Raw genomic sequence first — 22,183 nt, forward strand, 5'->3', positions numbered from 1 at the left:
GGCGCATTACTTGTCCTGTGGTTTCCAGACCTGGCCGATGGAGATCTTCTGCAGGCGGCGCTTGTTGCCGTACCAGAGATTGACCAGGGCGCGTACGCCGACCACGGAGGAGAACATGGAGGTCAGGATGCCGATGCAGTGCACCACCGCGAAGCCGCGGATCGGGCCGGAGCCGAAGGCCAGCAGCGCCACCCCGACGATCAGGCTGGTCAGATTGGAGTCGAAGATGGTGGCCCAGGCGCGGTCAAAGCCCAGGTGGATGGCCTGCTGGGGCGAGGCGCCGTTGCGCAGTTCTTCGCGGATGCGCTCGTTGATCAGCACGTTGGCGTCGATGGCCATGCCCAGCGTCAGCGCGATGGCCGCGATGCCCGGCAGGGTCAGCGTGGCCTGCAGCATGGACAGCACCGCCAGCAGCAAGAGCACGTTGAAGGCCAGGCCTATGGTGGAGAACACCCCCATCAGGTGGTAGTACAGGATGATGAAGATGGCGATGGCGATGAAGCCGTACAGCGTGGCGTCGAAGCCCTGGCGGATGTTGTCCGCGCCCAGGCTCGGGCCGATGGTGCGCTCTTCGATGATGCTCATGGGCGCGGCCAGCGTGCCGGCGCGCGGCAGCGGGGGGATGTCGGCCGCTTCCTGGGCGCTCCTGCTGCCGCTGATCTGGACCTGGCCGTTGGGGATCTCGCTGCGGATGACAGGCGCGGTGACCACTTCCCCCACGCCGTTCTCGAACAGCACGATGGCCATGCGCTTGTTGATGTTGTTGCGGGTGACGTCGCGGAAGATGCGCGAGCCCTTGTTGTCCAGGGTCAGGTTGACCGTGGGCTGCTGGGTCTGGTGATCGCGGCCGGGCTGGGCGTCCTGCAGGTTCTCGCCGGTCAGGATGACCTGGCGGCGCAGCAGCAGGGGCGCGCCGCCGCGCTCGGTATAGCGCTCCAGGCCGAAAGGCACCGTGCCCGCGTTCAGGGCGGCGATGGCGGCCGGGGAGTCCTCCACCATGCGCAGCTCCAGGGTGGCGGTGCGGCCCAGGATTTCCTTGGCCTTGGCCACGTCCTGCACGCCGGGCAGCTGGACCACGATGCGGTCCGCGCCCTGCTGCTGGATGACGGGCTCGGCCACGCCCAGCTCGTTGATCCGGTTGTGCAGGGTGGTGATGTTCTGTTTCAGGGCGTTGCTCTGGACCTGGATGACGGCGGCCTCGGACAGGCGGCCGGTCAGGCCGGTGGGGCCGGCATTGGTGAAGACCAGGTCGGGCATGCCGCGGCGCAGTTCCAGCTGGGCGGCGTCGCGATCCTGCTCGGAGGCGAAGGTGAGGCGCAGGGACTGGCCTTCGCGCTCGATGCCGCCGACCGCCGTCTTGGCTTCGCGCAGCACGCTGCGGGCGTCGGCCACCATGGAATCGTAGCGGGCGGTCAGCGCGCCCTGCATGTCCACCTGCAGCAGGAAGTGCACGCCGCCGCGCAGGTCCAGGCCCAGGTACATGGGATGTGCGCCCAGGGCCGTCAGCCAGGAGGGCGAGGCGGGCAGCAGGTTCAGGGCGACGGTGTAGTCGGGGGCGGAGGCGTCCTTGTTGAGCTCGCGCTCGATCAGGTCCTTGGCCTTGAGCTGGGTGTCGGTGGACTCGAAACGGACGCGCGCGGTGGCGCTGGGACCGTTCTGTTCAAAATACGAACCCGTCGTGGGAATATTGTTGCGCTTGAGCAGCTCGTCGATCTGGCTCAGCAGGCTGGAGTCGACCCGTACGGTGGATTTGGCGCTGGAGACCTGGACGGCAGGCGATTCGCCAAAGAAGTTGGGCAGCGTATAGAGCAGGCCGATCGCGAGGGCCACCAATACGATGAGATATTTCCAGATGGGGTAACGATTCATGGGGTATCTACGGCGGGTGCAGAAATGGCAACCCCGGACCAGGGTCCGGGGTCGGGGGCATTACAGCGACTTGATGGTGCCCTTGGGCAGCACGGTCGTCACGGCCACGCGCTGGACCAGGATCTCGACGGGCTTGTCGGCCAGGTTGGCCACTTCGATGGTCAGGTAGTTGTCGTGCACCTTGCTGACCTTGCCCAGCAGGCCGCCGGAGGTGATGACCTCGTCGCCCTTGGACAGGCCGGCGACCAGGTTGCGATGCTCTTTCTGACGCTTCATCTGGGGGCGGATCATCAGGAAATACAGCACGACGAACATCAGAATGATGGGCAGCATGCCCATCAGGGCGTTTTCGCCGCCGGCGGCCGCCTGTGCTGGAATGAGAGTCAAGATGTCAACTGCGGACATGGAGGGCTCCTGAGTATTTTTAATGTGGGTTGTAAAAACTAACTCTGTATTGTAGCGGTAGTTTGTTGCAGGAACTCAAGACGGCCTCCATCGATGCCATGCGCCCGGTTCTGGTGGAACTGTTCGCGCCAGGCTTCGAACCGCTTCTGCTCGATGGCCTCGCGCATCTCTTTCATGATCTGCAGGTAGAAATGTAGATTGTGGATGGTGTTCAGGCGCGCGCCGGTGATCTCGTTGGCGCGTTGCAGGTGGTGCAGGTAGGCGCGCGAGAAGTTCATGCAGGTGTGGCAGCGACAGCCCTCGTCCAGGGGGCGGGTGTCGTCGCGATAGCGGGCGTTGCGGATCTTGATGTCGCCGTAGCGGGTGAACAGCCAGCCGTTGCGGGCGTTGCGGGTGGGCATGACGCAGTCGAACATGTCCACGCCCCGGCTGACGCCTTCCACCAGGTCCTCGGGCGTGCCCACGCCCATCAGGTAGCGCGGCGCCTGCGCGGGCAGGCGCGGAGTCGTGTGCGCCAGGATGCGCATCATCTCTTCTTTGGGCTCGCCCACGGACAGGCCGCCGATGGCATAGCCTTCGAAGCCGATGTCGGTCAGGCCGGCCAGGGATTCGTCGCGCAGGTCTTCGAACATGCCGCCCTGCACGATGCCGAACAAGGCGTTGGGGTTGCCCAGGCGCTTGAATTCCTCGCGCGAGCGGCGCGCCCAGCGCAGCGACATGCGCATGGACGTGGCGGCCTCGGCGTGCGTGGCGGGCCGGTCCTCGATCAGGTAGGGCGTGCACTCGTCGAACACCATGGCGATGTCCGAATTGAGCGAATACTGGATGCGCATGGATTCCTCGGGCGTGAGGAACAGGCGCTCGCCGGTGATGGGGGAGGCGAACTTGACGCCTTCCTCGGTGATCTTGCGCATGCCTTTCAGGCTGAACACCTGGAAGCCGCCCGAGTCGGTCAGGATGGGCTTGTCCCAGCCCATGAAGCCGTGCAGGCCGCCGAAGCGGTCCAGCACCTGAGTGCCGGGCCGCAGCCACAGGTGGAAGGTGTTGCCCAGAATGATCTGGGCGCCGTTGTCCTTGAGCTCGTGCGGCATCATGGCCTTGACGCTGCCATAGGTGCCGACCGGCATGAAGATGGGCGTCTGCACGACGCCGTGGTTCAGGGTGAGCTGGCCACGGCGCGCGGCGCCGTCGGTGCTCAGCAGGTCAAACTTCAGTCCGCTCATGGGGTGGGGGCTCGATGAACATGGCATCGCCGTAGCTGAAGAAGCGATACCGGGATTGGACGGCGTGCCGGTAGGCACGTTGTATGGGTTCCATGCCGGCCAGCGCCGACACCAGCATCAGCAGGGTGGACTGGGGCAGGTGGAAATTGGTGATCAGGGCGTCGACCCACTGATACTGGTAGCCGGGGGTGATGAACAGGCGCGTGTCGCCTTCGATGCTGCCGTCCGGGCACAGGTGGCTGTTGCTTTCTTCCCGGCGGGCCGCCGATTCCAGCGAGCGCACGCTGGTGGTGCCCACGGCGATCACGCGGCCCCCCGCGGCGCGGGCGGCCTGGATCTTTTCCAGGGTCTGCGCCGGCACGCGATAGCGTTCGGCATGCATGACGTGTTCGCTGATCTTGTCCACGCGCACGGGCTGGAAGGTGCCGGCGCCCACGTGCAGGGTGACGAAGGCCTGCTCCGCGCCCTGTTCGCGCAGCAGCGCGAGCATGTCGTCGGTGAAGTGCAGCCCGGCCGTGGGCGCGGCCACGGCGCCGGGATGGCGGGCATAGACGGTCTGGTAGCGGGATTCGTCCTGCGCGTCGGCCTGGTGGGTGATGTAGGGCGGCAGGGGCGTGGCGCCGTACTGCTCCAGCATGTCCAGCACGGGTTCGTGAAAGCGCAGGGCGAACAGGGCGCCCTCGCGTCCGGTGCAGTCGGCCAGCACGCGCCCTTCGGCCAGCTCCAGCAGGGCGCCGGCCTTGGGCGACTTGCTGGCGCGGATGTGGGCCAGGGCGGTGTCCGGGCCGGTGACGCGCTCGATCAGCACCTCGACCTTGCCGCCGCTGTTTTTGCGGCCGTGCAGGCGCGCCTTGATGACGCGGGTGTCGTTGAAGACCAGCAGGTCGCCGCGGCGCAGCAGGCCGGGCAGGTCGGTGAAGCGCAGATCGTGCACCCGGCCGGCGCCGTCCAGGCGCAGCAGGCGGCTGTCCTGGCGCTGGGCGGCGGGGCTCTGGGCGATCAGCTCGGGAGGCAGTTCATAGTCGAACTGCGAGATATCAAGAGAGGGATCGATGCTCATGGTGTGCAATGAAGGTCCGGGCGCGGGATGGCCGGACCCGATATAAGCCGACCATTTTAACGCTTTGTCCCCGGATTACCGAAGTCGCCGTTTCCTCGCTGTTTTTCTTTCGGTATGCTTGGGGCTTTCCAGAACGAACTGACGGAGACGCGTGCATGACGGCCCTGATGGCAAAGCCTGTTTTGAACCGCTGCAAACAGTTGGCGCTCGCCGCGCTGCTGGTGGCGCAAGGGGCCACGCTCGCCCTGGCGCAGGCCTTGCCGCCCGAACTGGCCACGGTCTGGGGCGCCAGCCGCCTGCCGCAATCGGCCTTGTCCATCGTGGTGGACGAGGCCGACGGCGCGCGCCTGATCGGCGTCAATGCCCAGGAGCCGCGCAACCCGGCCTCGGTCATGAAGCTGGTCAGCACCTGGGCGGGCCTGTCGGCCCTGGGGCCGGAATATACCTGGCGCACCACTTTGATGGCGCAGGGCGGCTTGCAGGTCGATGAGCAGGGCACGTTGAAGGGACCTCTGTATATCAAGGCCGGCGGCGATCCGTTCCTGACCGTGCCGGAGTTGTGGGACATGCTGCGCGAGCTGCGGCTGCGCGGCGTGAAGAATCTGACCGAGGTCGTCGTCGATCGTTCCATCTTCGGCAACGTCACCATCAATCCGGGCGATTTCGACAACGCGGGAGACCGGCCCTACAACGCCAGTCCCGACGCCATGATGGTCGGCCTGGGGGCGTCCCGCCTGGTCTTCCAACCCGACGCCCAGGCGCGCAAGTGGGTCGCCATCGTCGATCCCCCGCTGCCCGGCGTGCGCGTACAGGGCGAGGTGGAGTGGTCCACGGCGGTCTGCCCCGGTTCGCCGGTGGTGGGCACGCAGGTCGCCCCCGAGGGGCGCGATATCGTCATCCGCGTCAGCGGCAAGGCGGCGGCCTCCTGCGGCGAGTTCAGCGTCTATCGCCTGGTGCATTCGCAGACCGAATTCTTCGACAAGCTGTTTCGTTCCTTGTGGCGCGACCTGGGCGGCACGCTGGCGCGCGACATCCGGACCGGCCGCGTGCCGGGCAATGCCCAGGCCATCACCTGGCACGATTCGCGCTCGCTTTCGGACCTGATCCGCATCATCAACAAGCAGAGCAACAATGTCATGGCGCGCACCATCCTGCTGACGGTGGGCGCCGAGACCAGCGGCCAGGGCGCCACGGTGGCCAGCGGCGAGCGCGCCGTCATGTCCATTCTCGCCCGCCAGGGCGTGGACACCCGCGGCTGGGTCGTGGACAACGGCTCGGGACTGTCGCGCAACGGGCGCGTCACCGCCGGCGGCATGGCCGACATGCTCAAGGTCGCCTGGCGCTCCAACTGGATGCCCGAATACATTTCCTCCTTCGCCATTTCGGGCGTGGATGGCACGGTGCGCGGACGCCTGCGCGATGACGAAGTCCAGGGCCGCGCCCCCCTCAAGACAGGCACGATGCGCGACAGCCGCGCCCTGGCCGGCTACGTGCTGGGCGCCAGTGGAAAGCGGTATATTGTCGTCATGATGGTCAACGACGAGCGCTCCGCCGCGGCCCGGCCCTTTTTCGACGCCGTGGTGAAGTGGCTGGCCGTGCGCTGATCCCCGCTTTATCCGGGTCCGGTTCCTCCGGACCCCGTTTTTCTATTTGTACCTCTATTTAGCAGGCAACCATGCCCATACACGAAATACGCCACCCTCTGATCCGCCACAAGCTGGGCTTGATGCGCAAGGCGGACCTGAGCACCAAGAACTTTCGCGAGATGTCCCAGGAGATCGCCTCGCTGCTGACCTACGAGGCCTGCAAGGACCTGCCCTTGGAGCCCACCACCATCGAAGGCTGGTGCGGCGAGGTGGAAGTGGAGAAGCTGGCGGGCAAGAAAGTCACGGTGGTGCCCATCCTGCGCGCCGGCATAGGCATGCTGGACGGCGTGTTGAACCTGATCCCCGGCGCCAAGGTCAGCGTGATCGGCATCGCGCGCAACGAGGAGACCCTGCAGGCCCAGACCTACCTGGAGCGCCTGGTGGGCGCCCTGGACCAGCGCCTGGCCCTGATCGTCGATCCCATGCTGGCCACCGGCGGCTCCATGGTGGCCACCATCGACCTGCTCAAGAAGGCCGGCTGCAAGAACATCCGCGCCCTGGTGCTGGTGGCGGCGCCCGAAGGCATCGCCACCCTTGAAAAACATCACCCCGACGTGCATATCTATACGGCATCCATAGACAGCCACCTGGATGAGAGCGGTTACATCGTTCCGGGCCTGGGCGATGCGGGCGACCGCATCTTCGGGACGCGCCAGAAGGTCTGACCCGTATCCTTGAACCAGAAGCTGTCGCGGTTTTTTACATTCCCTTGCCAGGGCGCGGCCCGGCCTCCGCGATAAATAGGGTAGGATGAACTGTGATTCCTTGGAGTAAACGGAAGATCATGAAACTGCCAGTCTGGTCTGCTTTGCCGTTCCTGTTGCTGCTGGGCCTGGGCACCGCCCGGGCCGGCCTGTGCGACGTCCCATTCATGCGCGACGGCGGGCAGGTGCAGCTGACCGGCTCGGGTTTTCTGGCCATGGGCGCCGACCTGGCGTTCTCGGACGTCACCAAATCCGGCGGCGATCATTGCAGCGCGCGGGTGCGCGGCCAGGCCAGCGTGGCGCTGGCGGGCCTGCCGGCCAGCAAGCCGAACATCGACTACGTCATGACGGTGCGCGATGGACGCGCCAGCTTTCAGCGCGACGACGGACGCGGCGGGCTGGAGCCGGTCAAGGGTTCGTTCGACCTGCGCCTGGTGGGTCTGTTCTCCTATGACCGCAATGCGCTGCGCGAGGGCCAGACCTTCCCGCGCCAGGATTTCCAGATCCAGCTGGACAAGCGCGCCCAGACCAATCCCCTGCGCATCCACACCGGCACCAAGACGGTAGGCGCGGCGCAGACCATAGAAACCGCGCTGGGCCGCCATGAATGCTGGCCCATACGCTACCAGCGCGAGATCGAACCCACGCAGGCCAGTTTCAGCGGCATCAGCCTGCCCTTGCCCGGCGTCAATGCCCAGGTGACGGACTGGTATTGCCCCGAGGTGCAGATGGTCATGAAGCAGGAAAGCGTGCAGAACGGCGTCGCTTCCCTTGTGGACGTGACGCAATTGAAGTAAACCTGTACAACAGGTGAGGTCGCTGCCCATTGAATGGCGCCGTCCCCCGGCTGCAGGGCCATGGGCGGCGAACAGTACCGATCCGGCGCCCAGCCGCGCCACCAACTTGGCGATGCGCTCGCAACGTGCATCCCTTTCAACCAGAAGGAGCTGTATATGGCAACCAAGAAAAGTATGGAAACCAGCGAAAATTTCATCGCCGAGGTCAAGGCAAGCCTGGACGAGGCCGAGAAGCTCCTGCGCGAAGCGGCCGACGCAACCGGCGACAAGGCCGGCGAACTGCGCGAGAAGGCCTTGCGCTCGCTGCGCTTGACGCGCGACTCTCTGCATGACGCCCAGGAAGCCGTGGTGGAGCGCAGCGTGCGCGCCGCCAAGGCCACCGACCATTACGTGCACGACAATCCCTGGCAGGCCATCGGCATTGCCGGCGTGGTCGGCCTGATGTTCGGCATGCTCATGTGCCGCCGCTGATCCGTCCACGCCTTGCGCCGCGCGGCCGCGGGCGCGCGTGGCGCATACCGGTCCTGTCGACCGGCGCCCCGCGGCGCCGGTCGGCAGCCTTGAACAGGTTCTTATACCAATCTGGCGGCCGTCATTGCTTGCAATGACAGGACGCCGTGGAGCAGGGACATATTATGGCGCTTCGGCAATCCGTCAGTGAACTGGGCTCGACCTTGGTGTCGTCGGCCCGCACCCGTCTCGAACTGTTCGCGCTGGAAGCAGGGCAGCAAAAGGCCAGCCTGATTTCCTTGCTGAGCATGCTGTTTGGCGCATTGCTGTTCTCCACCCTGGCCGTGCTGGTCTTCAGCCTGCTGCTGGCCTTGTATTTCTGGCCGACCGACTATCGGTATGTGGCACTGGGCATCCTGGTGGTGGTCTATGCCGTCCTGGGCGTGGGACTGTTTCTGGCCGTGCGTCGGCGACTGACCACCGGCCCCATTCCATTTGCCGCCACCTTGGACGAACTGCGCCGTGACGCCGCGTTTCTGGAGCGCCTGGGCGATAAAGCGGGAGAACGGGAATGAGTGCGAAAGAGAGCATGAGCTCGCAGGAGCGGGCCATCCGTATTGAATTGCTGCGCGCCCGGGCCGCACTGGAGCGCCAGGCCCTGTCGCAACAGATCCACGCGCTGGGCGACGATCTGCGCCCCGGCAATCTGCTGCGCAGCATGGCGCCGTCCGGACACAGCATGGGCGGCCTGCTGAGCAGCGCTCTGACCCTGACTCGCCGCTATCCCTCGTTGCTGAGCAGCGCCTCGGCCCTGCTCAGCAGCCTGGGCGGACGCTGGGTGCGGCTGGGCGCCCTGGCCCTGACGGGCTGGAAGCTGTACAGCTCCGCTGTGGACCACCAGCGCAAGAAGCGCGAAAGCGTGCTGGTGCCGGTGCGGCGCGATCGGGGCGGCGATTCCAGATAAGCCTGAGGTCTCGTTCTCTGGAAGTCCTTTCTCCGCCTTGCTGACGCCTGCTAAGCTTATATTCCAATTTCATTCTGGAAATAAGATGATCAGGAGACGTAGGCCGCCATGCAAGTGCCATTACTGAATGCCTTGAAGACCTTTACGGTATCAGCACAGAGGTTGAACTTCACCAAGGCGGCAGAAGACCTGCTGGTCTCTCCTTCGGCGGTCAGTCACCAGATCAAGGTTCTGGAAGAGTATTTGGGATGCAAGCTGTTCCTGCGTAAAAACCGGTCACTGGAGCTGACGGAGCAGGGGCAGTTCTTGTTTGATCGTCTGCAACGGCCGTTCTATGAAATCAACCAGGCCTTGAGCGAGTTGCGCATGCCGCATGGCAAGAGCCGCATCAACCTGTCCTTGCGGCCTTTTGTTTCGAGCATGTGGTTTACCCGGCGGTTGCACGACTTCTGGCTCAAGCATCCTGATATTGAAATCAACCTGCTGCATCGTCTGCAAGCGCCTGATTTTTTCAGAGACAACATCAACTTTGCCATCGTCTGGGGCAAGCAGGGCGACTGGCCGCATTTGAACACCTTGCGCATCATCCCCGGCAATCTCACGCCGGTCTGCGCGCCGTCCTACCTGAAGGCGCATGGCGACATCAAGTCCGCAGCCGATTTGAACCAGCATGTTCTGATTCATGAAGAAAACCATGTGTGCTGGCAGCAATGGCTGCACAAGGCCGCGGGTCAGGAGCTGACAGCCAAAAAAAGCTTCCATATCGATGACACCAATGTACGCATGAACGCCGTGCTGAACGGTCAGGGAGTGATGCTGGGCTGCCCGGCTTTGCTGCAGCCCCTGATCGAGAAGCAGGAGATCATCCAGCTGTTTGATGTGTACCTGGATGAGTATGCGTACTTTCTGGCTTATCCCATGCAAGCCAATTTAAGCAGCCAGGAACAAGAATTCATCGACTGGGTGGCGTCCATCGCCATTCAGTAACACCGTCTGCTTAGCCGCCTTGTCTTGTCTGAAATGCCTGCGAATTCGCAGGCATTTTTTTTGCGTCCCGGCTTTTGCCGGACGGAACAAGCCGATGGTTTGGCTCGGTACCTCAAAAAAAACTCATCCATCCGTCAAATTTGCTCAATTTTCAAGAATGGCTCCCTGCCGCATGATTGGCCTGACCTGACAACCAGCCATTGATGGCGCTCATGCCAATCAGAGGAGACATCGAGATGAACACAGCCCTACGCTCACCGATTGATATTGAAGAATTCGACCGAAGCTACTTCCAGCAGGAAACCGATGAGGTTCTTGCCTTGCCCCCGGAGTGCTTCACATCGGAAGCGTTCTTTGAGTTTGAACTGAATGCGGTCTGGAAGAAGCAGTGGTTCTGCGTCGGTCGCGCCACTGATATTCCCGACGCCGGGGACTTTTTCACATTCGATGTCGGTAATGACGCACTGTTCGCCATCCGTACCCGTGACGGCGGGATCAATGTGCTCTCGAATGTCTGCCGTCATCGCAATATGCTGTTGCTGGAAGGGACAGGCAATGTGCGCCGCATCAGTTGTCCCTTGCACGCCTGGGTGTACAACATGGACGGTGAGCTGGTGTCCGCCCCGGGCCTGACCGATGCCGGCGCCGACTTCGATCCCAAGAGCGTCTGTCTGCCCAAAATCCGTGCGGAAGTCTGGGAAGGCTTCATTTTCATCAATTACGACCCCTTGGCCCCGGCATTGCATACCCGTCTGGGCAAACTGGGCGAACAGCTGGCGAACTACCGGATGTCCGAACTGAAGTCTTCAGAGCCGCTGAAGATGGAAAGCTTTGACTGGAATTGGAAGATCTTCAACGACGAGTGCTACCACTGCAGTTTTCTGCATGCGTCGTCGTGGGGCGGCATGTACGAAACCAATCCGGACCGCGTGGATGAAAGCGCCGTCTTCAACGACGTATCCAACGGCATCGTGTCCTACAACCTGATCTCCACCCACAAGGATGCGGCTCCTACCCATACCGGCTCCATCCTGCAGCCTCCCATGGCATTTCTGACTGATCAGGAGCGTACCCGGCTTTCATACGTGACGGTTGCGCCGAACCTGCTGCTGGTCGCCATGCCGGACAAGGTCAAGTATTTCATGTGGTTGCCCAAAAGCGCCAAGCAGTCCACCTACGGCGTGTCCTGGATGTATCCGCAATCCACTCTAGAACGTGATGATCACAAGGAAAAATTCGACCAGGAACATGACGATCTGTACCCAGTGATGATTGAGGACCTCTTCGCATGGCGTCGTTCTCACATGGGCATGCAATCGAATTTTGCATCCCGTGGCCGTCTGACCAACGAAGAGCTGGTCATCAAGCGCCTGCAGAACTGGCTGATTGAACTGTACCGTGCTGAAGACCGTCGCGCCGACGAGGAAAGCCGAGTCCTGCCTATCAGAGCGATTGCATAAAAGAGCAGGAGCAGCATCATGCAGCAAACATTGCAAACACGCGTGCTGAAAAAAACCAGGCTGTCGGATCGGGTCGTGGGCCTGACGCTCGGTCTGCCGGATGGAGCCGAATTTCCCGTCTGGGAACCGGGGGCGCATATTGAACTGGAGCTGGCTGTTTCCAAGACAGAGTCGCTTTATCGTCAATATTCGCTTTGTGGCCAACAGGCCAATACCCGTGAATGGCAAATAGCCGTTCTGAAGGAAGAGGCCGGTCGTGGCGGCTCTGCGTATATCCATGAGGTGCTGCAGGAAGGTGATGCATTGGCCGTCAGCATTCCGAAAAATCACTTTCCCTTTGCTGCCAACAAAAAGTGTTTCTTTATTGCCGGCGGCATCGGCATCACCCCCATCGTGCCCATGGTCCAGGCCGCTGCGGCAGCGGGCCTGGACTGGAGCTTGCTGTATCTGGCAAGGAACGCGGCTGATTTCATCTTTCTGCAAGAGCTGCAACAGGCGGACGGCTCACGCATTACAACGCATGCCTCCAACCAAGATGGCCTGTTTGATCTGCAGCGTGCCTTGCAGGCGCTGGACGAGCAGACCGTCGTGTATTCCTGCGGCCCGCAAGCCTTGCTCAACGCCTTGGAAAGCTACCAACAGGAACAGGCGGACATTGGCTGGCGGCTGGTGCTGGAACGGTTTTCTGTCGAAACCAGCGCCGGCCTGCTCGAGGGCAACAGCTTTACCGTGACACTGCGGAAATCGGGCAAAAGCATCACCGTGGCGGGCGACGAAACCATCCTGGCGGCCTTGAGGCGTGAAGGAGTACGGGTCAAGTGCTCATGCCGGAACGGCACGTGCGGAACCTGCGAAACCGTTGTGATTTCAGGTCTGCCCGAGCACCGGGACTTTGTGCTGTCCAAAGAAGAACGACAGTCGAATGAAACCATGATGATATGCGTCTCGCGCGCCTTGTCAGACGAACTGGTTTTGGATCTATAACGATAAACAGGAGAAAACACCATGAAGAAAGTGGTGGTAACAGGCGGCTCGGGCCGCGTAGGGTCGTACGTGGTGCAGCAACTGATGCAGACCATGGACGTGGTGGTGGCGGACTTGAAGCCCAGCCAGCACCCGGTATCGTTCATTCAAACCGACGTGATGGACCTGGAGGCGGTACGCGCAGCGACCAAAGGTGCGGATGCTGTCATTCATCTGGCTGCAATTGACTTCGACTGGAAGGCGGCCGAAGAGCAATACATCAATGTCAATGTGCGCGGTACATGGCATGTGCTGCAGGCTTGTCGTGCGAATGGCGTGAAAAAAGTGGTGCTGTGCTCCAGCATTTCCGCCTGCGGCCTGTCGGAAATGCGCGCCGACTGGAAACCCCAGTACCTGCCGGTTGACGAGGCCCATGAAAACAAGCCTTACCAGGCTTACAGCGTCAGCAAAATCCTGATGGAGCAGATGGCAAAAAGCTTTAGCGACGCCACCGATATGGAAGTCATCTGCCTGCGTCCGCTGGCCGTTGTCTTGCCGGAGACCATTGCCGAATACATCCAGTTTGTGGACGGCCCGGGCCGCAACTGGCTGTTCTATTACATCTGGGCGGCCGATCTGGCGCGTGCTTTCGAGGCCGCGGTCAATGTCCAGGGCTTGCGCTATGGCGTGTTCTTCATCGGCGCCGACGACACCTCGCATCCTTTGGCGACCATCGAATGGTATCAGCACATCATCGGCCCCGTGCCTGAAATCAAGCATCCTCGCTGGTACCAAAACAATCCGCGCGCTTCCATCTTCAGCAGCAGCGCCGCCAAGGAAATCCTGGGCTGGCAGCCCAGCACGGATTTCAAGCAATTACGTGAAGAATACGCGGCGGCGAAAGACCTTGCTTGACAGCGCCAACGTGAAGCCTAGCAATGATCGAAAACTTGAACACGGAGACTGGCCATGACCGGTATTAAAACAGGCACTTTGGACTGGACGGGCGACAACCCATTTATCTACTTGAAAACCGATCCTGATCAGGAATGGTCTTCCTTGTCTTTGTATTTCCGTATCGCCAGTTCGGAATACGGCAGCGGCCAGGCCATTCTGGTGCTGGACAAGCCTTACGAAGAGGGGGACGACAGCGACACCCGTTTGCTTGTCACCAACAACCAGCCCCTGGCCGAGTATCTGGTCCGCGACTTCGTGCGCCATTTCGGTCTGTTTCGCAAAGCGGTTGCGCTGGACAAATTGAAGATTCTCAGCGACGGAGTGTTTCATACGGTCAATCGCTTTCCCGAGCTCGTGACGGAGGCGGCGGAATCTGCCAGCGCCAATCTGAAAATAGAACTGCAATGGCATCAGATGACCCAGCAGGCCATCTGCGTGGACCTGCCGCAAAGCCAGACCCAGACCCAGAAGCATGAAATGATGTGCGTGTTCCACCCCGCGCAGCAGGCCCGGGTTCTGGTCAATGGCGCTCCTTTGGCGGGCACCACGATCGAACGGGACTTCAATGGCGCGCGGGCGCAATCCGCCAGCCTGGCGAACAGTGAAACCTGGGTACGCGTGGCGTAAGGAGGCGATATGGCTCAGCATGTGGACAAGAGCGCGCCAGCAGTCATGCCGTTCTGGACGGGAGTCAGACCGCTGCAACACCTTCTGCCGTCGCAAGGCCGTCTGGTTCTGCATGCCGGGCCTCCTTTTCGTGATGCCCGGGAAATGCCTGCCGCCATACGCAACTCGGTGCTGGTCGGCATTCTGTATGAAGGCTGGGCATCCAGCAAGGCAGAGGCCCGGGCATTGTTGGATGAGGGAGGCGTGCAACTGGCGCCTGCACAGGACTACGGTGTCGTGGTGCCGCTGGCTGGAGTGGCCACTCCTTCCATGTACCTGCTGGAGGTCAGCGATGGCAATCGGCCTGAGAACAAAAAATACTCGGTGCTGAATGAGGGGATGAAGTGGTGCACGCGCCTTGGCATTTTTGCCGATGAAATGGTCCCGCATCTGCGCTGGCTGCATCAGGATCTGGGAGCAAAGCTGGCTGCTCGCTTTGGGGGCGGCGTGGACCTGTCCCCCATTCTGCAGGCCTCGCTGCTCAATGGCGACGATGGCCATGCCCGCACCATGCATGCTTCGCGCTTGCTGGCTGACATTATTGTCTCGTGGGGCATTAATGACGAACACAGCAAGACCTTTCTTTATGGGGCGCTGGCATGGGCGCTGAACTACTGGATGGCGGCCAGTGCATTGATTCTGGCCACACAGGAACAGGCGGACGGCATTGATCGGATTGTCAAGGTGGGGGGCAACGGGCTGCGTTTCGGTCTGCAATTGGCAAGCTCGACTACCTGGCTGGTCGCGGATGCTCCGGCCATAGCCGGCAATAAGGATCCGGGCAATGAGCAGGCGGAAGCACTGGGCACATTAGGCGACAGCGCCGTGGTGGATTTTGTCGGGCTGGGGGGCCAGTGCCTGGACCTGGCCAGCTTGAGCGCCCAGAACCTGCAGGCTTTCCTGCCTGCTGATTACCTGAGCCGTCAACGCCGTTTTTTGTGCACCAGACTCCCATTTCTGGCTGGTCGCGCGGGCATCACCGATTTCAGCCATGTGATGGCCAGTGATACGGGGCCCCTGGTGTTGCTGGGCATGATTGACGGGGCGGGGGAGCGGGGGCGCATCGGCGGCGGCGTGGCTACCGTGGATGCCCAATTGTTGCGAACGCTTAGGGAGTGGCAGAGTGAAACGACAGTGGTTTAAGGTACCTTTGCATCAATTGCTGCATGCGCTTCATACGGGGGAGGCAGGGCTGCCGGAGATTGCCGCTTCTTTTTATGAGCGCATTGCGACACGCGATGAAAAAATTGGCGCCTGGCAATACCTGATTGATCAGGAAGATTATCTGGCAGAGTACGAGAGCCGCCGGGAGTTTTACAGGGCATCGCCCTTGATGGGCCTGCCATTTGCGGTCAAGGACGTCATTGATACAGCCGGTATCCCCACCACCATGGGCTCTGTCATTCATCAGGATCGCATTCCTGACATGGACGCCTCCTGTGTCGCTGCGATGAAGGCGGCGGGCGGCATTTTGATGGGCAACACCGCCACGACCGAATTTGCCTACTTCCCGGCAGGCAAGACGAACCACCCTCAGGACCCGGTGCGCACGCCGGGCGGTTCATCCAGCGGCTCGGCTGCTGCTGTCGCTGATTACATGGTGCCTGTCGCTTTTGGCACCCAAACCGCGGCATCCGTGATCAGGCCTGCCTCCTATTGCGGTTGTATCGGCTATGTGGGCAGCAAGAACGAGTTCTCCCTGCGCAATATTCAGCCCTTGGCTCAATCGCTGGACTCGCTGGGCATCATCAGCAACGATGTGCTCGATACCATACTGGTACGGGATATATTGCTGCACAAATCTTTGAGCCTCGCCTTGCCAGGCAAGCACGGGCCCTGCGTTTTCGGTGTTTTCTCCGGTGAGATCCTGGGCGCCGTGCAAGACAAGATGCTGGAGACTCTGTATGGCTGCCAGAAGGAGCTGTTGGAGCAGGGGCATCAGTGCATCGATTTTCCCTTGCCGGAGGCCATTGCCGAACTAACCACACTGCATGGCCAGATCATGGCCTATGAGGCGGCCCGCAACTTGATCCATGAGCAACAGCGGCATGAAGCCTTGAGTGCCCATATGCAGGGTTTGATACGCAGCGGCCTGGCTTTGCCCCACCAGGATTACATTGCCGCGTTGCAAAGAGCCGATGCGATCAAGCACACGCTGCTGCAATGGTTTGACGGCAATGATGTCGACTTCATTCTTGCTCCTGCTGCATCAGGTGTTGCACCTTATAAAAGCGAAGGCACGGGAGCGCCTTTCATGAGTCGAGCCTGGCAGCTTGTCGGCCTGCCTGTGGTCTCCTTGCCTTTGGGGTATTGCCAGAAAATGCCCATGGGTCTGCAACTTATAGGCAGGCCGCATCAGGACGATGCCCTGCTGTTGCAGGCCAGGCGGTTGCAGCAAAGGTTCCTGCATGCGGGCGCTGTACTGGCCGTGTGACTTGTCGCTTTTTTCCACCTTGCGTCCTGTTTTTACAGGACGTTTTTTTATTCAAGCTGTTTTTTTAAAGCTTGTGCAGAAAGTATTTCTCAAACAGCCATTTCAAGCCGTACAGCGCAGCAAAAACAAGGGCGACGATTGCCAGAAAATCAGCACTGAACACGCTTTGCTGTTTATGGGGCAACTCCAGGTACACATGTTCATCCGCGGGCCGCGCGTAGGTCATGGGGATGGCCGCCTTGGGCAGGTCAGCCTGCAAAATGATGTATTTGCCATCATGGGCCGCCTGCAGCAACAGCGTGTCCACCTTGATGGGATGCGGGCGGTGCTCCCGATCGGTATTGCACAGATGCTTGGCGCCTGCTGCCCAGTTGTCATTGTCTTCAGGGCAGTAGGCGCTGATGGTGTGACCATTGCTGAAATGGACATTCAGCCATCCTTCGGAACGCGAGGCGACATCGCTGCTTACCGTTACGTCAGTCAGGCTTATGGTGGTCATGGTGCTTATCCCTTTGGCAGGTTCAACGTCGTCCTTCAGTCTGCTGTAGGCGGGGAGCGAGTCTGCTTATGATGAGTTCTACAGAAGGCTATTCTATAGGAGCCGGTATGGGAATATGTTTTTTGTATAGACAGACTTTCGTTTTTGTTTATTGGTTTTAATGTAAATCAATGATTTCACGCCGTAAAAAAACAGCCCTGCAAAACAGGGCTGTTCAAGAATGAAAACGAGCAGGGGTTTTTATTGGCTAGCTGGCACTTGCCTTGCCCAGGCTGACAGCCGGCTTGGCATCATGTGACGGTTCAGTGTGATAGCGACGCAAGGGCTTGTTGGCTGTCTCGGGCATCAAGATCGTGACCCAGAAGAAGCACAGTACCGCCACCACGGTGACGTAAAAGGCCGGCGCCAGATAACTGCCGGTCTGGGCAGTCAGCCAGATGGCCAAGTAGGGAGCGGTGCCGCCGAAAACGGCGAAGGTGATGTTGTAGCACATGCTTGATGCGGTATAGCGCATGTCTGTGGGAAACATCTCGGACAGCAGCGTTACCGCCACGACACTGGCCGCAACCTGACCAATGCCGATGATCAGCATGCCGATGATGGCCGCTTCCAGAGAAGCTCCCTTGCTGACGATGATGTAGGCGGGAATCGTGAACAGGGCATGCCAGACAGCGGCGAACTGCATCATCCTGCGACGGCCCACTTTGTCGGAAATGATGCCGGCAATCGGTGTCAGCGCCGTCACGAAAAGCAGGGCAACCATATTGGCGGTCAGGGACTGTACCGGCGACAAGCCAATCACGGTACGCAAGAAGGTGTTCATGTAGGTGGAGAAAATATAGAAGGACAAGGCGTACAGCACGATGAATCCGCCCAGCTTCACGATGTTGCAGCCTTCCGCCTTGAAAACCTGCGACGCCGTGTAGCTGACCTGGCCCTTTTTCTCCGCACGCATTTGCTGGAATTCAGGCGATTCGGACAAGTGGTCACGGATGAAGAAGGCCACGATACCCATTGGGATGGCCAGCAGGAAAATCGTGCGCCAGCCCCAATCCCCCATGGCTTCGGTCCCTACAATTGCCGCCAGAGCCGCACTGATCCCCGCAGCCAGCGCAAAGGCAAAGTAAGTCGCGCCCGACATGGCCCAGGCATAGGAATTGCGTTTGTTCATGGGGCTGTGCTCGACGGTGTATATGGTGGCGCCGGTATATTCCCCACCTGCGGACAGTCCCTGGATGCAGCGGATGATGATCAGCAGAATCGGAGCCCAGATACCGATGCTGTGATAGGTAGGGATCAGGCCAATCGCTGCGGTCGATCCGGACATCAGCAGGACGGTCAAGGCCAGGATCTTTTTTCGGCCAATCCTGTCTCCCAGCTTGCCGAAGTAGATCCCCCCAGCGGCCTTACGATGAACGACACCAGAAACACGGCAAAGGTTGCCAGTAACCCAGCCATCTTGTCTTCCGAGGGGAAGAAGTTCTGTGCGATATAGACGGCCATGTAGCCGAATAAAGCAAAATCAAACCATTCAACGATAGTGCCTGCCGCTGAACCCATCATTACTTTTTTGATATGGCCGGTATCGGTATGCCCCGATTCCGCCACCTTGGTTTCCCTTTGCATACTCATGTCTCCTCAAGTGCTGGGACTATCTGTTTTTTCTGAAATCAAACCCTGTGGGAATATTCGTTCTTATTATTTATAAGTTGGTGTTGGTCTTATGGATGTTCTTTCAAAGGTCGAATAGAGAATCGACTGGAACAGGACGGAATCCTCCTTGCTATCTGGGGCTGAATGAGGTCATGACATCCTCGTGGATATGCTGGCCAGCACGTGATCGATAAGCTAAACCTCCGCAAATTGCTTGTCCATTCACTATTCGCGCACTATTATTGATCGCGGTGTTAATAATAGAAAAACGAGCTGAGCCATGATCCCAGGACGCCTCGACTTGCATCACTTGCGGGCTTTTAAAACGGTGGCCGAGCAGTTGCACTTCAAGAAAGCGGCCGAGCTGCTGCACATCACGCAACCGGGGCTGACGCGCATCATCAAGAAACTCGAAGATGACCTGCAGGTGGACCTGTTCGAGCGCAGTACCCGCCAGGTCAAACTGACCGCGGCCGGTTTCCTGCTTCTGCAAGAGATCGAGCAAGTATTCGTCCACCTGGAGCGGGGCATCGAGCTGGCTCAGAAAGCCAAGTTTGGTGATATTGGTCATTTGATCATCGCCTATAACGACTACGCCGTTCAGGATGTGCTGCCCAGGACGCTGGAGCACTTCAAGCGGCAGTACTCCAACATCACCACCGATTTGCTGTATATGCCGACTCAGCAGCAGATTCAGGGCCTGCAGCAGGGCAGCCTCGACCTGGGCTTCGGCTTTGCGTTTTCCGATGACCCTGAAGAGCTGGGGGTGCGGTGGAAGCCGGTGTGTCGTGATGATCCGATTGTGTTGTTGCAGAGCCATCATCCTTTGGCAAAGGAAAAGACCATTCCTTTGGTGGATCTCGCCAATGAACGCTTTGTGGTGGGCAGCAAGACTCACTGGCAGGTATGGCGGCGTTATTTTTATTCCTTGTGCCGTCATGCCGGGTTTCACCCCAATTCCGTGCAGGAAGCCAGCACCATTACGGGGATCATGAGCATGGTCGCGGCCAATATCGGCATTGCCATTCTGTCCCAGTCCCTGCGCAAGTACGTACACCGGGACCTGGTTGCGATTGATCTGGACTTGTCAGGGCAGCACCCACAGTCCTTCATCAACATCATGTGGCAGGAAAGCAATGCCAACCCTTGCGTACCTTTGTTCATCCAGACCATCTCTTCAGGCTTGATGGCATCCACCTGATCGGCCTTGAGTATTTCTCACGGCTCTGTGAGGAGCGGTCATGATTGAAGACGGGCGGTTTTGCTACATTGCAGTTTTCAAATACATGCCCGTCTCCATGAGCACCTCTGAAATACAATTTGGCTTTGATCATGTCATGTTGCGCGTACTGGATCTGGAGCGATCCCTGGCGTTCTACAGAGACATTCTGGGCATGAAGATACTGCGGCGCACCGAGTACGAATCAGGCAGGTTCACCAATGTGTTTCTCAGCTTTGATGAAGCCACCCAGTCCAGCCTGGAGTTGACGTATAACTGGGACCATCCGGAACCCTACGAAAAGGGCCGGGCGTTTGGTCATCTGGCATTGATGGTGAATGATGTTCATCAGGCGGTGCGCAAGCTGGAAGAGAGCGGGGTAAAGATAAAGACACCCCCCAAACAGATGAATCATGGCAAACGTACGATTGCGTTTGTGTTGGACCCCGACGAGTACCTGATTGAACTGGTGGAGCCGCTTGCGTCGCCCTGACGAAGGCCTGCGTCCCGTTTGATGTGCCGCATGAAACAAAGACCAGGCGCCGCAATGACGGAGCATGGTCTTTGTTTATCTCTAGCCTGTCGTTCAGGGGGGGCTGTTGCGCCTACAGCCCCAGGGACGACCACATATCGTCCACTTTCTTCCGGGTGGCGTCGTCCATCTTGATGGGCGTACCCCATTCGCGCTGGGTTTCGCCAGGCCACTTGTTGGTCGCATCCATCCCCATCTTGCCGCCCAGACCGGACACCGGCGAAGCGAAGTCCAGGTAGTCGATGGGAGTGTTCTCCACCAGCACGGTATCGCGCACCGGGTCCATGCGCGTGGTCATGGCCCAGATCACTTCCTTCCAGTCGCGCGTATTGACGTCCTCGTCCACCACCACGATGAACTTGGTGTACATGAACTGGCGCAGAATGCTCCAGACTCCGAACATCACGCGCTTGGCGTGGCCGGCATACTGCTTGCGGATGGAGACCACGGCCAGCCGGTAGCTGCAGCCTTCGGGCGGCAAGTAGAAGTCCACGATTTCCGGCAGTTGCTTGCGCAGCAGCGGGACGAAGACTTCGTTCAGGGCCACGCCCAGCACGGCCGGCTCGTCCGGCGGCTTGCCGGTGTAGGTGCTGTGGTAGATGGCTTTGCGGCGCATGGTGATGCGCTCCACCGTGAACACCGGGAACCAGTCCTGCTCGTTGTAGTAACCGGTGTGGTCGCCATAGGGGCCTTCCAGCGCCATTTCATAGCCGCTGTCGGGCGGCGGATTCACGCCCTCGGGCACGACGGGAGCCAGCGCATCCGGATGGCTGCTGGGCAGGATGTGGCCTTCCAGCACGATTTCCGCCCAGGCGGGCACGGACAATTCGCTGCCCAGGGCCTTGGCCACTTCCGTGCGCGAGCCGCGCAGCAGGCCCGCGAACTGGTATTCGGACAGGCTGTCGGGTACCGGGGTGACCGCGCCCAGGATGGTGGCCGGATCCGTGCCCAGCGCCACGGCGATGGGAAAGGGCTGGCCGGGATGGGCCAGGGCGTGGTCGCGAAAGTCCAGCGCGCCGCCTCGGTGCGAGAGCCAGCGCATGATGAGCTTGTTGCGGCCGATGAGCTGCTGGCGATAGATGCCCAGGTTCTGCCGCTTGGCGTGCGGTCCTTTGGTGATCACCAGCCCCCAGGTCAGCAGGGGGGCGACATCACCCGGCCAGCACAGCTGCAGCGGAATCTGGTTCAGGTCCACGTCCTTGCCTTCCAGGACGATTTCCTGGCAGGCGGGCGAACGCACGTTCTTGGGACTCATGTCCCAGAGCGCGGATTTCAGCATGGATACCTTCGCCAGAGCATCGCGCCTGCCGCACGGCGCCTCGGGTTCTTTCAGAGAGGCCAGCAGCTCGCCGGTCTCGCGCAGGGCCGACACGTCCTGCGCGCCCATGCCCAGAGCCACGCGCTGCGGCGTGCCGAACAGATTGGCCAGTACGGGCATGGCGGCGGGAGCGCCGTTGTGCTGCGCATTTTCGAACAGCAGGGCCGGGCCGCCGGCGCGCAGCACGCGGTCGCTGATCTCCGTCATTTCCAGGCGGGTCGACACCGGCTGCGTAATCCGCTTCAGATCGCCACGCGCTTCCAACTGGGCAATAAAGTCTCTCAAGTCACGGTATTTCACAGATGAAAGTGGCTCCGGTTACATTTGTTTGGATCGTTAAGGTTAACATCGGGCAGTCTGCAACACTAAGGATGCCA

Annotated in this window: 23 protein-coding genes; 15 read left to right on the forward strand and 8 right to left on the reverse strand. The window is 60.4% G+C overall.

From position 1 onward, the window contains the following. Window positions 1-6: 6 nt before the first annotated feature. Genes secD through queA form a run of 4 tightly spaced genes read right to left on the reverse strand, consistent with a single transcriptional unit; the run spans window position 7 to window position 4,557 of the window. Window positions 7-1,869 (reverse strand): protein translocase subunit SecD, encoded by a 1,863-nt coding sequence (gene secD, locus ACWPWO_RS03810; protein WP_454004528.1) that lies wholly within the window; start codon window positions 1,867-1,869, stop codon window positions 7-9. Window positions 1,870-1,929: 60 nt separating this feature from the next. Beyond that, window positions 1,930-2,274, reverse strand: a complete 345-nt coding sequence (yajC, locus tag ACWPWO_RS03815; protein WP_394064232.1) for a preprotein translocase subunit YajC — start codon at window positions 2,272-2,274, stop codon at window positions 1,930-1,932. A 38-nt stretch (window positions 2,275-2,312) separates the two neighbouring features. Further along, window positions 2,313-3,497: a tRNA guanosine(34) transglycosylase Tgt gene (tgt, locus tag ACWPWO_RS03820; RefSeq protein ID WP_394064234.1), complete on the reverse strand. Its 1,185-nt coding sequence runs from the start codon at window positions 3,495-3,497 to the stop codon at window positions 2,313-2,315. Next, window positions 3,478-4,557, reverse strand: a complete 1,080-nt coding sequence (gene queA / locus ACWPWO_RS03825; protein WP_454004531.1) for a tRNA preQ1(34) S-adenosylmethionine ribosyltransferase-isomerase QueA — start codon at window positions 4,555-4,557, stop codon at window positions 3,478-3,480. The genes tgt and queA overlap by 20 nt, the downstream gene beginning before the upstream one ends. A 155-nt stretch (window positions 4,558-4,712) precedes the next feature. On the opposite strand from queA, the gene dacB reads away from it, so the two are divergent. The 13 genes from dacB to ACWPWO_RS03890 all read left to right on the forward strand — a co-directional run bounded on the left by dacB (window position 4,713) and on the right by ACWPWO_RS03890 (window position 16,585). Next, window positions 4,713-6,161 carry a D-alanyl-D-alanine carboxypeptidase/D-alanyl-D-alanine endopeptidase gene (dacB, locus tag ACWPWO_RS03830; RefSeq protein WP_454004533.1) on the forward strand — a complete coding sequence of 483 codons (1,449 nt, stop codon included), beginning with the start codon at window positions 4,713-4,715 and terminating at the stop codon, window positions 6,159-6,161. A gap of 71 nt (window positions 6,162-6,232) precedes the next feature. Continuing rightward, the gene (gene upp, locus ACWPWO_RS03835; protein ID WP_394064240.1) at window positions 6,233-6,868 is read left to right on the forward strand and encodes a uracil phosphoribosyltransferase; all 636 of its coding nucleotides are present in this window, start codon (window positions 6,233-6,235) and stop codon (window positions 6,866-6,868) included. 119 nt (window positions 6,869-6,987) lie between these two features. Beyond that, window positions 6,988-7,704 carry a hypothetical protein gene (locus ACWPWO_RS03840; protein WP_394064242.1) on the forward strand — a complete coding sequence of 239 codons (717 nt, stop codon included), beginning with the start codon at window positions 6,988-6,990 and terminating at the stop codon, window positions 7,702-7,704. A gap of 156 nt (window positions 7,705-7,860) precedes the next feature. After that, the gene (locus ACWPWO_RS03845) at window positions 7,861-8,175 is read left to right on the forward strand and encodes a DUF883 family protein (RefSeq protein ID WP_454004535.1); all 315 of its coding nucleotides are present in this window, start codon (window positions 7,861-7,863) and stop codon (window positions 8,173-8,175) included. Window positions 8,176-8,339: 164 nt separating this feature from the next. Continuing rightward, a complete protein-coding gene (locus ACWPWO_RS03850) occupies window positions 8,340-8,729 on the forward strand; it encodes a phage holin family protein (protein WP_394064246.1) in 390 nt (129 codons plus the stop codon). After that, window positions 8,726-9,118, forward strand: a complete 393-nt coding sequence (locus ACWPWO_RS03855; RefSeq protein WP_454004537.1) for a hypothetical protein — start codon at window positions 8,726-8,728, stop codon at window positions 9,116-9,118. Before ACWPWO_RS03850 ends, ACWPWO_RS03855 begins: the two co-directional genes overlap by 4 nt. Before the next feature lie 132 nt (window positions 9,119-9,250). Then, window positions 9,251-10,105, forward strand: a complete 855-nt coding sequence (locus tag ACWPWO_RS03860; protein WP_454004539.1) for a LysR substrate-binding domain-containing protein — start codon at window positions 9,251-9,253, stop codon at window positions 10,103-10,105. A 236-nt stretch (window positions 10,106-10,341) separates the two neighbouring features. Next, window positions 10,342-11,565 carry an aromatic ring-hydroxylating oxygenase subunit alpha gene (locus ACWPWO_RS03865; RefSeq protein ID WP_454004541.1) on the forward strand — a complete coding sequence of 408 codons (1,224 nt, stop codon included), beginning with the start codon at window positions 10,342-10,344 and terminating at the stop codon, window positions 11,563-11,565. 18 nt (window positions 11,566-11,583) lie between these two features. Further along, window positions 11,584-12,549 carry a PDR/VanB family oxidoreductase gene (locus tag ACWPWO_RS03870; protein WP_454004543.1) on the forward strand — a complete coding sequence of 322 codons (966 nt, stop codon included), beginning with the start codon at window positions 11,584-11,586 and terminating at the stop codon, window positions 12,547-12,549. A 21-nt stretch (window positions 12,550-12,570) separates the two neighbouring features. Next, entirely contained in the window at window positions 12,571-13,443 is an 873-nt protein-coding gene (locus ACWPWO_RS03875) for an NAD-dependent epimerase/dehydratase family protein (RefSeq protein WP_454004545.1), read from the forward strand. A 54-nt stretch (window positions 13,444-13,497) separates the two neighbouring features. Beyond that, entirely contained in the window at window positions 13,498-14,112 is a 615-nt protein-coding gene (locus ACWPWO_RS03880; protein WP_454004547.1) for an NAD-dependent dehydratase, read from the forward strand. A 9-nt stretch (window positions 14,113-14,121) separates the two neighbouring features. Continuing rightward, window positions 14,122-15,294, forward strand: a complete 1,173-nt coding sequence (locus ACWPWO_RS03885; protein ID WP_454004549.1) for an oxamate carbamoyltransferase subunit AllG family protein — start codon at window positions 14,122-14,124, stop codon at window positions 15,292-15,294. After that, on the forward strand, window positions 15,275-16,585 hold the full coding sequence (locus ACWPWO_RS03890) for an amidase (protein WP_454004551.1): 1,311 nt from the start codon (window positions 15,275-15,277) through the stop codon (window positions 16,583-16,585). Before ACWPWO_RS03885 ends, ACWPWO_RS03890 begins: the two co-directional genes overlap by 20 nt. A gap of 64 nt (window positions 16,586-16,649) precedes the next feature. Here ACWPWO_RS03890 and ACWPWO_RS03895 read toward each other — a convergent pair whose 3' ends face one another. The 3 genes from ACWPWO_RS03895 to ACWPWO_RS03905 all read right to left on the reverse strand — a co-directional run bounded on the left by ACWPWO_RS03895 (window position 16,650) and on the right by ACWPWO_RS03905 (window position 18,710). After that, window positions 16,650-17,084 carry a hypothetical protein gene (locus ACWPWO_RS03895; RefSeq protein WP_454004552.1) on the reverse strand — a complete coding sequence of 145 codons (435 nt, stop codon included), beginning with the start codon at window positions 17,082-17,084 and terminating at the stop codon, window positions 16,650-16,652. Window positions 17,085-17,331: 247 nt separating this feature from the next. After that, window positions 17,332-18,477: an MFS transporter gene (locus ACWPWO_RS03900; protein WP_454006264.1), complete on the reverse strand. Its 1,146-nt coding sequence runs from the start codon at window positions 18,475-18,477 to the stop codon at window positions 17,332-17,334. Further along, window positions 18,423-18,710, reverse strand: coding sequence for a hypothetical protein (locus ACWPWO_RS03905; RefSeq protein ID WP_454004554.1), 288 nt, complete (start codon window positions 18,708-18,710; stop codon window positions 18,423-18,425). The genes ACWPWO_RS03900 and ACWPWO_RS03905 overlap by 55 nt, the downstream gene beginning before the upstream one ends. 307 nt (window positions 18,711-19,017) lie before the next feature. Here ACWPWO_RS03905 and ACWPWO_RS03910 point away from each other — a divergent pair, with 307 nt between their 5' ends. Together ACWPWO_RS03910 and gloA are read left to right on the forward strand one after the other, a co-directional pair. Next, window positions 19,018-19,938, forward strand: coding sequence for a LysR family transcriptional regulator (locus ACWPWO_RS03910; RefSeq protein WP_454004556.1), 921 nt, complete (start codon window positions 19,018-19,020; stop codon window positions 19,936-19,938). Between the two features lie 40 nt (window positions 19,939-19,978). Further along, entirely contained in the window at window positions 19,979-20,449 is a 471-nt protein-coding gene (gene gloA / locus ACWPWO_RS03915; RefSeq protein WP_454004558.1) for a lactoylglutathione lyase, read from the forward strand. Window positions 20,450-20,561: 112 nt separating this feature from the next. Here the strand turns inward: gloA and ACWPWO_RS03920 are convergent, their stop codons facing one another. Then, window positions 20,562-22,106 carry a UbiD family decarboxylase gene (locus ACWPWO_RS03920; RefSeq protein WP_454004560.1) on the reverse strand — a complete coding sequence of 515 codons (1,545 nt, stop codon included), beginning with the start codon at window positions 22,104-22,106 and terminating at the stop codon, window positions 20,562-20,564. Between the last annotated feature and the right edge of the window lie 77 nt (window positions 22,107-22,183).

This window comes from Alcaligenes sp. Marseille-Q7550 (assembly GCF_965112015.1).